This window comes from Streptomyces sp. Z423-1 (genome assembly GCF_013009255.1).
GTDB lineage: Bacteria > Actinomycetota > Actinomycetes > Streptomycetales > Streptomycetaceae > Streptomyces > Streptomyces gossypiisoli.
Genome location: NZ_CP053109.1, coordinates 6,922,059 through 6,934,888 on the forward strand (window position 1 = coordinate 6,922,059; position 12,830 = coordinate 6,934,888).

Below are 12,830 nucleotides of genomic sequence, written 5' to 3' on the forward strand. Positions count from 1 at the left end.
CAGGAGACCGCACCGCAGATGACGGAACGACCCGCGCAGCGCACTCCCAACCGCCAGCTCGCCGCGCTCATCGCAGAAGCGGGGTTCTCCAACGCAGGTCTCGCCCGTCGCGTGGACCAGCTCGGCCTCGAACACGGACTCGATCTCAGATACGACAAGACCTCCGTCACCCGCTGGCTGCGCGGACAGCAGCCCAGGGGGACGACGCCCGCGCTCATCGCCGAGGTGTTCACCCGCCGGCTCGGCCGCCGCCTCACCGCCCAGGACCTGGGCCTGGACGCCTGCGCCCCGGTGTACGCGGGGCTGGAGTTCGCGGCCGGTCCGGAGGAGGCCGTCGACATCGTCAGCGGGCTGTGGCGCAAGGACTCCGGCAGCCATGCCGAGCTGCGCAAGATCGCCTTCACCCCGGCCGGACTGGTCGTGCCCAGCCGGGACTGGCTGATCGGCCGGGCCGACGAGAAGGTCGCCTGGGGCGAGTCCCCGGCCCGGGTGCCCGCGCAGGGCCGCCCGGTGGTGCCTCAGCAGCGCGGCCGGGCCGAGCGTGGGCCCGGCCACCGGGTCACCTCCGGCGACATCGCCGCGCTCCGCTCGGTCGCCGAGCTGTTCTGCACCCTCGACAACGCCTACGGCGGCGGCCACGCCCGGCAGGCGCTGGTGCGCTATCTGGAGCACGAGCTCGAACCGATGCTGCGCGGCACCTACGGCGAGCAGACCGGCCGTCGGCTGTTCGCGGCCGCCGCCGACCTCACCCGGCTCGCCGGCTGGACGTCGTACGACATCGCCGCGCACGGCCTCGCCCAGCGGTACTTCGTGCAGGCGCTGCGGCTGTCGCAGGCGGCCGCGGACCGGGCGTACGGGGCGTACGTCCTGGTCACGATGAGCCGGCAGGCCGTGTATCTGAGCCATGGGCGCGAGGCCGTGCAGCTGGCGCGGGTGGCCCAGCAGGGGATGGGCGGCTCCGCGCCGCCCGTGGTGCAGGCGCTGCTGCACGCCGCCGAGGCGCGGGGGCACGGGGTGCTGGGGGAGGTGCGGGCGTGCACCGCGTCCCTCGTCCGGGCCGAGCGCGCGCTGGAGGCGGCCCGGCCAGGCGACGACGTCCCGTACTGGGCGCGGTTCTTCGACGAGGCGCAGCTCGCCGACGAGTTCGGGCACTGCCACCGGGACCTGCAGCAGTTCCGGGCCGCCGCGCAGCACGCGGAGCGCTCGCTGCGGCTGCGGCCGCCCGGCTTCGCCCGCAGCCGCCTGTTCTGCCGCGTCGTCCTCGCCACCGCCCGCCTCGGGCTCGGCGAACTCGACCAAGCCTGCCAACTGGCCGCCGAGGCGGCCGGTCAGGCGGCGGAGATGCGGTCGGTGCGGGCGGTGGAGTACGTCAAGGACTTCGAACGCCGCCTGGAGCCGTACAAGGACGCGGCCCCGGCACGGACGTACCGGGACAAGGTGGCGGCGTTGAGCTGATCAGCAGGCCCTTGGGGCGCCGCCACGGCGAGCAACCACCGTGGTGGCGCCCGTCCCTCACGCCGCCCGAGCCCTGGGGGCCGGATCCGCGGTGTGCAGCGAGCCCGTCGCGCCCAGGTCCGTCAGGATCGCCGCGGCCGCCCGGTGGGCCGAGTGCAGCGCGCCCTGGACCGTGCTGGTGTCCCGGTGGTCGCCGCACACGTACAGGCCCGCCAGCAACCGCACCGGCCGTCGCAGATCATGCGGCGGCCGCATCATCGGCACGGCCTCGGCGGTGTGGTGCACGGCGAGCGTCTCCCACCGTGCCGTCGACGTGCCGTACAGCCGGGCCAGATGCATCCGCACCGCCGTGTCGACATCGCTCGGCGGAGCCCCCAGCACCGTCGACGACACCAGCGCCCGCCCCTGCGGCGCCCGCGTCGGATCCACCGCGCTGACCACCGCCGTGTGCGCCACCGGACCGCCCCGGTCGGCGTCCAGCAGCAGCGACGCCCCGGTCTGTGGCGCCTCGTCGGTCGTGTGGTGCACCACCGTCACCGGATGGAAGCCCGGCACCCGCAACCCCGGCAGCAGCTCGGCCGCCGTCCGCGCGTCCGTCGCCAGCAGCACCGCCCGGCACCGGAACTCCCCGTGCTCGGCCGTGCTCACCGACGTCGTGGACACCCCGGTGACCCGCACCCCGGTGCGCACCGTCCCCGGCGGCAACCCGCGTGCCAGCAGCTCCGGCAGCACCTCGGCGCCCCCCTCCGGCACGCACATCCGCCCCGCCGCGAACGCCCGCAACGCCAGGTCCGCGCACCGGCTGGACGTCATCAGCTCCGGGTCGCACAACAGCGCGGCGAGCAGCGGGCGCAGGAAGCCGTCGATCGTCCGGGCGGGCAGCCCGCGCGCCGCCAACGCCTGACCGGCGGGCAACTCGGGCCGGGACAGCAGCCGTTCGACCGGCATCCCGCCGATCCGGGCCAGCGCGGCCCCGAGCCGCGCCTGGTCCACGGCACCGCCCAGCGGCGCCCCCGCGCGGGGCGCCCCCGCCGGTCCACGGCCCCCTGTGACCGGCCTCGCCGTCGAATGGGGGGCGCTCGCAAGGGCGCGCACGGCATGGAGTGCGCCCCTTGCGCTCCGGCCGCCCGCCGGGGCGCCCGCCCGCTGCCGGCGCCCGTCGCTGTGCAGCAGCACACCCGGGGTGAACGTGCGCAGCGCCAGCGCCTCGAGCCCCGGTGTCAGGCGCAGTTCGGGATACGACGTGAACAGGAGCTGACCGATGCGGTCGAGCCGGAAGCCGTCGACCTTCTCCGTCGCCATCCGCCCGCCCACGCAGGGGGTGGCCTCCAGAACGGTGGTGGGGATTCCTGCACCGGTCAGCCGATGCGCCGCGGCGAGACCGGCGACCCCGGCTCCCACGACGACGACGTCCGCCTGATACGCGGGCTCAAGCACGTGCCCCTCCTCGACGTTGCGCGGCCGGTGGAGAGCTGATGCCCTCAACCGGCTGCGGGGATACCCGAGTTCGGGTCGAGGTTAGGGCAGCGTCCGGTCAGGGGCAGTCGCGCATGAACAGGGCACGGTCGCACAGTGGTCGCATGCGGTCGTGTACGGCCATGGGCGCAGGCCTTCCCGCAGAGACGCCCCACCTCTCACCCCGCCGCCCGAATCGCCTCCTCGATCCCCGGGAACGCGAAGCCGAACCCCGACTCCAGCAGCCGCTTCGGCACCACCCGCTGGCTGCCCAGCACATCCCCGGCCATCTCACCCAGCACGGCCCGTAGCACCGGCGCCGGCACCGCGAACAGCGTGGGCCGGTGCAGCACCCGCCCCATCGCCGCGGTGATCTCACGGTTGGTCAGCGGCTGAGGTGCGGTCAGGTTGAACGGCCCTGACAGGTCCTCCCGGTCGATCAGGTGCCGGAGCGCGGCGACCTCGTCGTGCAGCGAGATGAACGACCAGTACTGCCGCCCGTCCCCGAGCCGCCCGCCGAGCCCCGCCAGGAACAGCGGGAACAGCCGCCCCCAGGCACCGCCCTTGCGGGACACCACCAGCCCGGTCCGCGCGAACACCGTCCGCACCCCCGCGTCCCGCGCGGGCGCCGCGGCCGACTCCCACGCCACGCACACCTCCGGCAGGAAGCCCGTCCCCGAGGGCGCGTCCTCGTCGACGGCACGCTCCCCGGTGTCCCCGTAGTAGCCGATCGCGCTGCCGTTGACGAACACCCGCGGCCGCCGCTCCGCCGGCAGCCCCGCGACGGCGTTGGCCAGCGTCGCCGTACCGCGCACCCGGCTGTCACGGATCCGCGCCTTGTACGCCTCGGTCCAGCGCCGGTCGCCCACCCCGGCGCCCGCCAGGTTCACCACCGCGTCGCACCCGGCGAGCCCGGCCGTGTCGACGTACTCGCCCCCGGGATCCCAGCGGACTTCGTCCGCCGCCCGGGGCTCCCGGCGCACCAGGCGCACCACTTCGTGCCCCTCGGCGGTCAGAGACCGCACGAGGGCGCTGCCGATGAGACCGGACGCGCCGGCCACCGCGATTCGTTCCATGCGGCCCATACTGCCGGTCAACCCCGCACAAAGGCCGCACAGGCCGTCGTACGGCCGCCGTACAGTGACGTCATGCCGGTTCCGTACATACGTCACGCCAGGTACTCCGACGAGGAGGCGCTGGGGCGGCTCGACCGCCGGTGCTGGTCCGTGCTGCACTCCGTCCAGCCGCGCCCCAGGCCGCCGTACGAGCCCTTCTTCAGCGACCGTTTCGGGCCGCGTGACCATCTGGTCGCCGAACTCGCCTCGGCGGTCGTCGGCTACATCCGGCTCGGCTTCCCCACACCGCTGGAGAGCAACGCGCACGTCCGCCAGATCCAGGGCCTGGCCGTCGCCGAGGAGGCGCGGGGCGCCGGGGTCGGCCGGGCGCTGCTGCGGGCCGTGCAGGACGAGGCACGGCGGCAGGGGGCCCGCCGGATCACCCTGCGGGTCCTCGGGCACAACACCCCGGCCCGCAAGCTGTACGAGTCCGAGGGGTTCGTGGTGGAGGGAGTGCTGCCGGAGGAGTTCTTCCTCGACGGGGAGTACGTCGACGACGTGCTGATGGGCCGTTCCCTCTGATCCGCCGTGCCCTGCCGGGCGTTACGACGTGATGAGCGCGCCGGTGTCCACCGGCGCCGTCGCGTCCGCCGCCCGCGCCGCGTCACCGGCGACCTCGTCGGCCGTCAGGACGTAGCCCGTCTCCGCGTCGGAGGTGGAGCGGGCGAAGACCACGCCGTAGACCCTGCCGTCGGTGGTGAGCAGCGGGCCGCCGGAGTTGCCCGGGCGGACCGTGGAGCGGATCGAGTAGATCTCGCGCGTGACGTTCTCGTCGCTGTAGATGTTCTGGCCCGTCGCCCGCACCCGGTTGGCCACCGTGGCGGCCTGCAGATCCAGCCCGCCGTCCTGCGGATAACCGGCGACCACGGCCGCGTCGCCCCGCTCGGCGTCGTCGTCGAACTCCAGGACGGGCGCGCGCAGATCGGGGACGTAGAGCACGGCCACGTCCTTGTCCGGGTCGAACAGCACCACCCGAGCCTCGTACGCCGGCCCGACCCCGCCGATCCGGACGGTCGGCTCGTCGATGCCCGCCACCACGTGCGCGTTGGTCATCACATGCTCGGCCGCGTACACGAACCCGCTGCCCTCACGCCCCTGGCCGTCCGCGACGCCCTCGACCTTCACCGTGCTCAGCTTGGCGGCGTTGGTGGCGGCAGCCGTGACGCTGTCGCCGGAGGGCTTGGCCACCTCGGCGGTCGACTCGCTCTCGAACGGGTTGAACACCTGCGGGAAGCCCGCCTCGGTGAGCGCCGACGTGGCCCGGGAGAACCACGCCGGTGTGGTGTCCGGCATCGCGCTCTGCACCGCGCCGAGCAGCCGCGAGTCCCGGATCGCGCCCGTCAGCAGCGGCGACGAGGACGCCGCCAGCACGCTCGCGGCCACCCACGCCACGATCAGCACGGCGACCGAGTTGGCCGCCGCCCCGCCGACCCCGTCGGCCACCCGGAGCGGCCCCCGGTCCAGCTCCCGCCGCAGCCGCAGTGCCGGCCGGCCCGCCAGCTCGTGGCCCATCACCGCCGGCACCAGCACCGTGAGCACCGCGGTCACCGTCGCCGCCGTCGTCCCCGGCGACACCAGGTCCATCACCCACGGCAGGATCCACACGCCGATCGCCGCGCCGCCCACGAACCCGGCGAGCGAGACACAGCCGGCCACCAGCCCGCGCCGGTAGCCGGAACCGGCGTAGACCAGGATCACCAGCACCAGCAGGATGTCGAGCAGGTCCACGGAGCCGCCTTTCTCTTGGACCCGTCGGTGCGCGCGGATACGCGCCCCAGCACGCATGGGTACGCGCCGGACGGGCCCAGTGATCAGCCACGCGCGCGATGACCGGTCGGGAACCGGCCACGGGTGCGTGTATCCCGAAAAACGTCACCGACCCGGACGATGGTTCCACCAGGTGGCACAGCACACATCGCGGGCGGATGCGCTCGGACCGACAGTGGGTCCATGCGTGTCCTCAGACGTGGCAAGAGAAGCAGAAGGGAAGCACGGCGACACGCCGTGCCCATACGTGGCGTCGCCGTGGCGCTGGCGAGCTGTCTGCCCGGCGTCGCCGCGGTGACCGCTCTGGCGCTGTGCGCGGACGCCGTGGACCGGTCGGTGACGGCCGCCCGGACCGCCCACCCGCTCGCCGCCGCCCGGGCGGCCACCCCGCACCCCGCCGCCAGGCCGCCGGTCGTCCCCCGGGCGGTCTGGCTCGGCCAGGGCGCGGCACCCCGCAAGCAGCCGCCGCCGCGCTACGACGACAAGGTCGTCGCCGTGTTCGTGCACCACACCGACTCGCCCAACACCTACCGCTGCGCCGACGCCCCCCGCATCATCCGCGACCTCTACGCCGGGCAGACCGGCGCCCGCGCCTGGGACGACATCGGCTACAACTTCCTCGTCGACCGCTGCGGCACCATCTACGAGGGCCGCGCGGGCGGCGTCGACCGGCCCGTCACCGGCGCCCACACCCTGGGCTTCAACCACCGCACCGCCGGCATCGCGGCCATCGGCACGTTCACGGCGGGAGCCGAGGTGCCGCGCGTGATGACCGAGGCGATCGCCGCGCTGGCCGCCTGGAAGCTGGGCCTGTCGGGCACCGACCCGCGCGCGAAGGTGCGCCTGGTCTCCAGCAACAGCAACAGCCGTTTCGCCGCCGGCAGCGCCGCCACGCTGCCCACCCTGGCCGGCCACAACGAGGGCTACATGACCAACTGCCCCGGCGCCGCCCTGACCGCGCGGCTGCCGGAGATCAGGGAACTGGCGGCCCGGTTGCAGGGCCGGTCATGAAGCCCACGGGAAGACCACAGCCGCCACGCAGGCCGCGCAGGGAGCGCGGCCTGCGCGGCCCCTGGGCAGTGATCTGTACGGCCGCGACGGTCGTCCTGGGCCCGGCCGCCGTCACGGCCTCGGCACTCGACCAGGCCAACGCGGCACCGCTGCACCACGCGGTGAAGGCCCCTGACCCCCTGAACCCCGGCGCGCGGTCTCACTCCTTGAAGCGGTCCCACAGTCGCGGATACCGCTCCGCGAGCACCGCCTCGTTCTCGAAGTCGACGGCCGTGCCCTCCGGTTCGGCGGCCGCGGGCGCGATGCCGAGGTCGGGGGCGACGGTGCCGGTGAGCTGCTCGTAGGCCTCGTCGGCCGCGTAGCCCAGCTCCTCGCCGTCGCCGTCGACCTCCTCGTCGAAGTCGTCCAGCAGGTCGGCGAGCGAGTCGGGGTCGTGCACCCCGCCCTCGTAGACCTCACGGCCCTGGCCGATCAGCCAGCACCGGAAGAAGTCGAAGGCGTCGTCGCTGGCCCCGTCGAGCAGCACCCACGCGGCGCCCCACAGGTCCCAGGTGTACGCGCGGTTGTAGCGGGCCTCGAAGTGACGGGCGAAGTCGAGGATCGCCTCGGGGTCCAGCTGGAGGAGCCGTTCCACGAGGAGGTCCGCCTGCTCCTCGGGGTCGCCCTCGGCGGCCTCGCGGGTGGCGTCGATCAGCTCCCAGAACTCCGTCTCGTCCATCACGGGACAAGCATCGGGCTTTCGCGGGTGGGGCGCACGTGGAGTGGGGCGGATCGTTATGTCCGGTACAGGTCGGCGAGCCGCCGGGCGTCCTCGGCGATGCGTGCCCGCAGCTGCTTGGGTGCGAGTACTTCGACGTCCGGTCCCGGGGTGGTGAGCCGGGTGTGGGCGACTTGCTCCTATTCCGCGGGGAGCGTGACAGGCACCCGGCCGTCGTTGTCCGGGCGCACGTGGAGTGGGGCGGATCGTTATGTCCGGTACAGGTCGGCGAGCCGCCGGGCGTCCTCGGCGATGCGTGCCCGCAGCGCCTCGGGTGCCAGTACTTCGGCCTCCGGTCCCAGGGCGGTGAGCTGGGTGTGGGCGACCTCCTCGGACTCCACGGGGAGCGTCACGGTCACCCAGCCGTCGGCGTCCGGGGTGGGCGCGGCGGCCAGCGCGTCCCGGGCCGACTGAGGATCGACGGCATGCGGCAGCCTCCGCACGCCCTCCCCGGACAGCCGTACCACCACTTCGGCGCGCAGGATGGAGCGCGCGAACTGCTCCGCCCGCTCCTCCCAGAACGCGGGCAGTTCGAAGTCCTCGTCGCGCGCGAACCGCTCCTCGCCGGACTCCACCGCCGTGAACCGGTCGATCCGGTACACCCGGAAGGCTCCGCGGTCCGCCACCCGCGCGCACAGGTACCACACGCCCGCCTTGAGCACGAGCCCGTACGGCTCCAGCTCCCGCACCACCTCGTCGTCACCCCGGCGATAGCGGGCGGTGATCCGCCGGTCGTCCCACACCGCGTCCGCGACCGCGGGCAGCAACTCGGGCGTCCGGGGCTCCTTGAACCAGTTCGGGGCGTCCAGATGGAACCGCTGCGCCGCCGTCCTGGAGGCGTCCCGCAGGGAGGGCAGCAGTGCCGCCGACACCTTCAGCCGGGCCGCCGAGGCCGCGTCCTCCAATCCCATCTCGCGCAGCGCCCCCGGCACCCCGGACAGGAACAGCGCCTCGGCCTCGCTGCGGTGCAGGCCGGTCAGCCGCGTCCGGTACCCGCCGATCAGCCGGTACCCCCCGGCCCGCCCCCGGTCGGCGTAGACCGGCACCCCGGCCTCCGACAGCGCCTGCGCGTCCCGGGTCACCGTCCGCTCCGACACCTCCAGCTCCCGCGCCAGCTCGGCGGCGGTCATGGCGGGCCGGGACTGGAGCAACAGCACCATCTTGATGAGCCGGGCAGCGCGCATGGAGCACATCATGCAGCAGGCCCCCACCGAAGCGGGGGCCTGCCGGCGACCGGGCCTTACAGCCCGTACTTCTCGCGCGCCTCCTTCACGGCCGTCGCCTTGACCTCGCCGCGCTTCGCGAGCTGGGCCAGGGCCGCGGCCACGATGGACTCCGCGTCGACGCCGAAGTGGCGGCGGGCGGCCTCGCGGGTGTCGGAGAGGCCGAAGCCGTCGGCGCCCAGCGAGGAGTAGTCCTGCTCGACCCACTGCGCGATCTGGTCGGGGACCTGCCGCATGTAGTCCGAGACCGCCAGCACCGGGCCCTCGGCGCCCTGCAGTGCCTGCCGGACGTACGGCACCCGCTCCTCGCCGCGCAGCAGCGCCGCGTCGGCCTCCAGCGCGTCCCGCCGCAGCTCGCTCCACGACGTCGCGGACCACACGTCCGCGGCCACGCCCCACTCCTCGGCGAGCAGCGCCTGCGCCTTCAGCGCCCAGTGGATCGCCGTACCCGAGCCGAGCAGCTGGATCCGCGGGGCGTTCGCCGTCACTGTCACGCCCGCCGACTCCGCCGTGTTGAAGCGGTACAGGCCCTTGATGATGCCCTCGTCGATGCCGAGGCCCTGCGGCTTCGCGGGCTGCGGCAGCGGCTCGTTGTAGACGGTGAGGTAGTAGAAGACGTCCGGGTCCTCACCCGGCGCCGCCTCGCCGTACATGCGGCGCAGACCGTCCTTGACGATCGTCGCGATCTCGTACGCGAACGCCGGGTCGTACGTCAGGGCGGCGGGGTTGGTGGCCGCGATGACGGGGGAGTGGCCGTCGGCGTGCTGCAGGCCCTCACCGGTCAGGGTGGTCCGGCCCGCCGTCGCGCCGACGAGGAAGCCGCGGCCGAGCTGGTCGCCGAGCTGCCACATCTGGTCGGCCGTGCGCTGCCAGCCGAACATCGAGTAGAAGATGTAGAACGGGATCATCGGCTCGCCGTGCGTGGAGTACGCGGTCGACGCGGCGATGAAGTCGGCCATCGAACCGGCCTCGGTGATCCCCTCGTTGAGGATCTGGCCGTTCTCGGCCTCCTTGTAGTACATGAGCTGGTCGCGGTCGACCGGCTCGTACGTCTGGCCCTTGGGCGAGTAGATGCCGAGGGAGGGGAAGAGGCTCTCCATGCCGAAGGTGCGCGCCTCGTCGGGGACGATCGGCACCCAGCGCTTGCCGGTCTCCTTGTCGCGGACCAGGTCCTTGATCAGGCGGACGAACGCCATGGTCGTCGCCACGTTCTGCGAGCCGGAGCCCTTGTCGAAGGAGGCGAAGGCCTTCTCGGCCGGGGCGGGCAGCGGCGCGACCGGGTGGACGCGGCGGGCCGGGGCCGGACCGCCGAGGGCGGCGCGGCGCTCCTGGAGGTAGCGGACCTCGGGGGAGTCGGCGCCCGGGTGGCCGTAGGGGACCACACCGTCGACGAACGCGCTGTCGGCGATGGGCAGGCCCAGCAGGTCGCGCATCGTCTTGAACTCGTCCACCGTCAGCTTCTTCATCTGGTGGTTGGCGTTCTTCGACGCGAAGCCCGTACCGAGGGTGTGGCCCTTGACCGTCTGGGCCAGGATCACGGTCGGCGCGCCCTTGTGCTCGACGGCGGCCTTGTACGCGGCGTACACCTTGCGCGGCTCGTGACCACCGCGCGAGAAGTGGAAGCAGTCGAGGATCTTGTCGTCGCTCAGCAGCTTCGCCATCTCGACGAGCGCCGGGTCCTTGCCGAAGAAGTCCGCGCGGATGTAGGCGGCGTCGCGGGTCTGGTACGTCTGGACCTGCGCGTCCGGTACCTCGCGCAGACGGCGTACGAGCGCGCCCGTGGTGTCGAGCTGGAACAGCTCGTCCCACGCCGAGCCCCACAGCGTCTTGACGACGTTCCAGCCCGCGCCGCGGAACTGGGCCTCCAGCTCCTGCACGATCTTGAAGTTGGCGCGGACCGGGCCGTCCAGGCGCTGCAGGTTGCAGTTGATGACGAAGGTGAGGTTGTCCAGTTGCTCACGCGCGGCGAGCGCGAGGGCCGCCGTCGACTCCGGCTCGTCCATCTCGCCGTCGCCGAGGAAGGCCCAGACGTGGGAGGCGGAGACGTCCTTGATGCCGCGGTGGGTCAGGTAGCGGTTGAAGCGCGCCTGGTAGATCGCGGAGAGCGGCCCGAGGCCCATCGACACGGTCGGGAACTCCCACAGCCAGGGCAGGCGGCGCGGGTGCGGGTACGACGGCAGGCCGTTGCCGCCGGACTCGCGGCGGAAGTTGTCGAGGTGGTGCTCGTTCAGGCGGCCGTCGAGGAAGGCGCGGGCGTAGATGCCGGGGGAGGCGTGGCCCTGGATGTAGAGCTGGTCGCCGGACCCGTCGGCCTCCTTGCCCTTGAAGAAGTGGTTGAAGCCGGTCTCGTACAGCCAGGCCGCGGAGGCGAAGGTGGCGATGTGGCCGCCGACGCCGTATTTGCTGCCGCGGGTCACCATGGCGGCCGCGTTCCAGCGGTTCCAGGCGGTGATCCGGGCCTCCATCTCCGGGTCGCCGGGCACGACGGGCTCGGCGGCGGTGGGGATGGTGTTGACGTAGTCGGTCTCAAGGAGCTTGGGCAGCGCGATGCCGGTGCCCTCGGCGCGCTCCAGCGTGCGGCGCATCAGGTACGCGGCACGGTGCGGCCCGGCCGCCTTGGTGACGGCGTCCAGGGAGGCCTGCCATTCGGCGGTCTCCTCCGGGTCGCGGTCCGGGAGCTGGTCGAGCTCGCTCGGCTGGATGGCGTTGGGGTCGGTCATGTCGCCGCCTTCCTCAGTCGAAGGGGAAGCCGAGGGGGTTTCCCTCATCGGTAAGGGTTTCGGGGGGTGCCCTTGGTCTTTGGCAGGACAGGGCGTGAGGCTCGGGTGGGAGCCCGTCGAGGACTGTAACTCCCTGATCGATGATCGATCAAAGGGTTGACCCGCAAAACCTCTTGATCACGAGGAAGTAGGCACGCGGTGCCTCGTGCTTGGGCACCCGGTGCCGTGTTTTTCCTTGGTTTACGCAGGTGAGGGCGCGTTTGAGTGCCCGGGTGCTCGCTTGTGCCCCGTCCAGGTCAGGAACACCGCGCAGGACACCACCAGCCACCCGGTCAGCACCAGGTAGGGAAAGGCGTGCCGGTGATGGGGGAAGTACAGCGCCGTGTGCTGCGCGTTGACCGAGGCGCCCGGCGGCAGCCAGCGCCCGATCGCCCCCAGTACGGACGGCAGCAGCGGCCAGGACACGGCGCCGCCCGAGGACGGATTGCCCAGCAGCACCATCAGGCCCCAGGTCGGCAGCATCGCCCAGCGCCCGATGAGCGTGTCGAACATGGTGAAGACCATCCCGCTCGTGGCCATCGTCAGCGCCAGGATCAGCCACGACTCCACGAACGGCAGATCCAGCGCCCCGAGCCCCCAGTCCACCGCCGCGGCGATCGCGAACCCGCCGAGCAGCGCGTACGCCACCGTGAAGGCGATCCGCTCCAGCGGATTCAGCTCCCGCGCGTGCACGCTCAGCTGGATGGACCCGACGAACCCGGTGATCACGGCCGCCAGCGAGATGTAGAAGATCGCCAGCCCGCGCGGATCGCCCTCCTGCAACGGCCTGATGTCCCGCACCGTGACCGCGACCCCGGTCTGCCGCCCCGCCGCGACCGCCGCCTCGGCCAGCACGTCGGCCACCGACGCCCCGGACGCCCCCGAGACGCCGAGCGTGACGGCCCGCCCCTCCTCGCGCAGGTCGAGGATCGCGAAGACCTCCTGCTCCTCCACCGCGGACCGGGCCTCGGCCAGGGTGTCGTACGTGTGCACCTTCACGGCCGCGTCCAGCGCCCGCTCCATACCGTCGAGGAACTCCCGCCCCCGCTGCGCCTCGTACTGCCCCACCACCGCCGTCGGAATGGAGCGTGGCGCCGGGTCGGCCATGGAGTAGGTGTACGAACCGGCGAAGAGACCCGCCGCCGCGGAGATGATCAGCACCAGGACCGTGGCGGGGAGAAAGGGCGACTGTTTGAACCGGGCCCACTTCTGTCCGGGGGTGGGTGGTTTGCTGTGAACACCGTGCGCCGCATCGGACATACCGCCACATTACGGTCCCTGTGGTGGG

10 protein-coding genes are annotated in these 12,830 nt (G+C 73.0%); 3 read left to right on the forward strand and 7 right to left on the reverse strand.

The annotated features are described in order from the left end of the window. Positions 1 to 18: 18 nt before the first annotated feature. Entirely contained in the window at positions 19 to 1,455 is a 1,437-nt protein-coding gene (locus HJD23_RS31160) for a regulator (RefSeq protein ID WP_171115549.1), read from the forward strand. A gap of 57 nt (positions 1,456 to 1,512) precedes the next feature. Here the strand turns inward: HJD23_RS31160 and HJD23_RS31165 are convergent, their stop codons facing one another. After that, entirely contained in the window at positions 1,513 to 2,892 is a 1,380-nt protein-coding gene (locus HJD23_RS31165; RefSeq protein ID WP_171115547.1) for an NAD(P)/FAD-dependent oxidoreductase, read from the reverse strand. Between the two features lie 197 nt (positions 2,893 to 3,089). Next, positions 3,090 to 3,986, reverse strand: coding sequence for a TIGR01777 family oxidoreductase (locus tag HJD23_RS31170; protein ID WP_171115545.1), 897 nt, complete (start codon positions 3,984 to 3,986; stop codon positions 3,090 to 3,092). A gap of 72 nt (positions 3,987 to 4,058) precedes the next feature. Here HJD23_RS31170 and HJD23_RS31175 point away from each other — a divergent pair, with 72 nt between their 5' ends. Continuing rightward, entirely contained in the window at positions 4,059 to 4,547 is a 489-nt protein-coding gene (locus HJD23_RS31175) for a GNAT family N-acetyltransferase (RefSeq protein WP_171115543.1), read from the forward strand. 21 nt (positions 4,548 to 4,568) lie between these two features. Here HJD23_RS31175 and HJD23_RS31180 read toward each other — a convergent pair whose 3' ends face one another. Further along, the gene (locus HJD23_RS31180; protein ID WP_171115542.1) at positions 4,569 to 5,753 is read right to left on the reverse strand and encodes a MarP family serine protease; all 1,185 of its coding nucleotides are present in this window, start codon (positions 5,751 to 5,753) and stop codon (positions 4,569 to 4,571) included. A 276-nt stretch (positions 5,754 to 6,029) separates the two neighbouring features. Between HJD23_RS31180 and HJD23_RS31185 the strand changes: the two genes are divergently transcribed. Beyond that, positions 6,030 to 6,803, forward strand: a complete 774-nt coding sequence (locus HJD23_RS31185; RefSeq protein WP_240980862.1) for a peptidoglycan recognition protein — start codon at positions 6,030 to 6,032, stop codon at positions 6,801 to 6,803. A gap of 199 nt (positions 6,804 to 7,002) precedes the next feature. Here the strand turns inward: HJD23_RS31185 and HJD23_RS31190 are convergent, their stop codons facing one another. The 4 genes from HJD23_RS31190 to HJD23_RS31205 all read right to left on the reverse strand — a co-directional run bounded on the left by HJD23_RS31190 (position 7,003) and on the right by HJD23_RS31205 (position 12,802). Next, positions 7,003 to 7,521 (reverse strand): DUF4240 domain-containing protein, encoded by a 519-nt coding sequence (locus HJD23_RS31190; protein ID WP_171118921.1) that lies wholly within the window; start codon positions 7,519 to 7,521, stop codon positions 7,003 to 7,005. A gap of 248 nt (positions 7,522 to 7,769) precedes the next feature. Next, a complete protein-coding gene (locus HJD23_RS31195; RefSeq protein WP_171115538.1) occupies positions 7,770 to 8,744 on the reverse strand; it encodes a YafY family protein in 975 nt (324 codons plus the stop codon). Between the two features lie 56 nt (positions 8,745 to 8,800). Then, a complete protein-coding gene (gene aceE, locus HJD23_RS31200) occupies positions 8,801 to 11,503 on the reverse strand; it encodes a pyruvate dehydrogenase (acetyl-transferring), homodimeric type (RefSeq protein ID WP_171115535.1) in 2,703 nt (900 codons plus the stop codon). A 240-nt stretch (positions 11,504 to 11,743) separates the two neighbouring features. Beyond that, complete coding sequence (locus tag HJD23_RS31205) at positions 11,744 to 12,802, reverse strand: ABC transporter permease (RefSeq protein ID WP_171115533.1); 1,059 nt, start codon at positions 12,800 to 12,802, stop codon at positions 11,744 to 11,746. Positions 12,803 to 12,830 lie beyond the last annotated feature (28 nt).

Bases quoted from the DNA above. Each gene is read 5' to 3' on its own strand.
- HJD23_RS31175 (WP_171115543.1), top strand. From the start codon at position 4,059: ATGCCGGTTCCGTACATACGTCACGCCAGGTACTCCGACGAGGAGGCG.
- HJD23_RS31190 (WP_171118921.1), bottom strand. From the start codon at position 7,521: ATGGACGAGACGGAGTTCTGGGAGCTGATCGACGCCACCCGCGAGGCC.
- aceE (WP_171115535.1), bottom strand. From the start codon at position 11,503: ATGACCGACCCCAACGCCATCCAGCCGAGCGAGCTCGACCAGCTCCCG.
- HJD23_RS31170 (WP_171115545.1), bottom strand. From the start codon at position 3,986: ATGGAACGAATCGCGGTGGCCGGCGCGTCCGGTCTCATCGGCAGCGCC.
- HJD23_RS31195 (WP_171115538.1), bottom strand. From the start codon at position 8,744: ATGCGCGCTGCCCGGCTCATCAAGATGGTGCTGTTGCTCCAGTCCCGG.
- HJD23_RS31205 (WP_171115533.1), bottom strand. From the start codon at position 12,802: ATGTCCGATGCGGCGCACGGTGTTCACAGCAAACCACCCACCCCCGGA.
- HJD23_RS31160 (WP_171115549.1), top strand. From the start codon at position 19: ATGACGGAACGACCCGCGCAGCGCACTCCCAACCGCCAGCTCGCCGCG.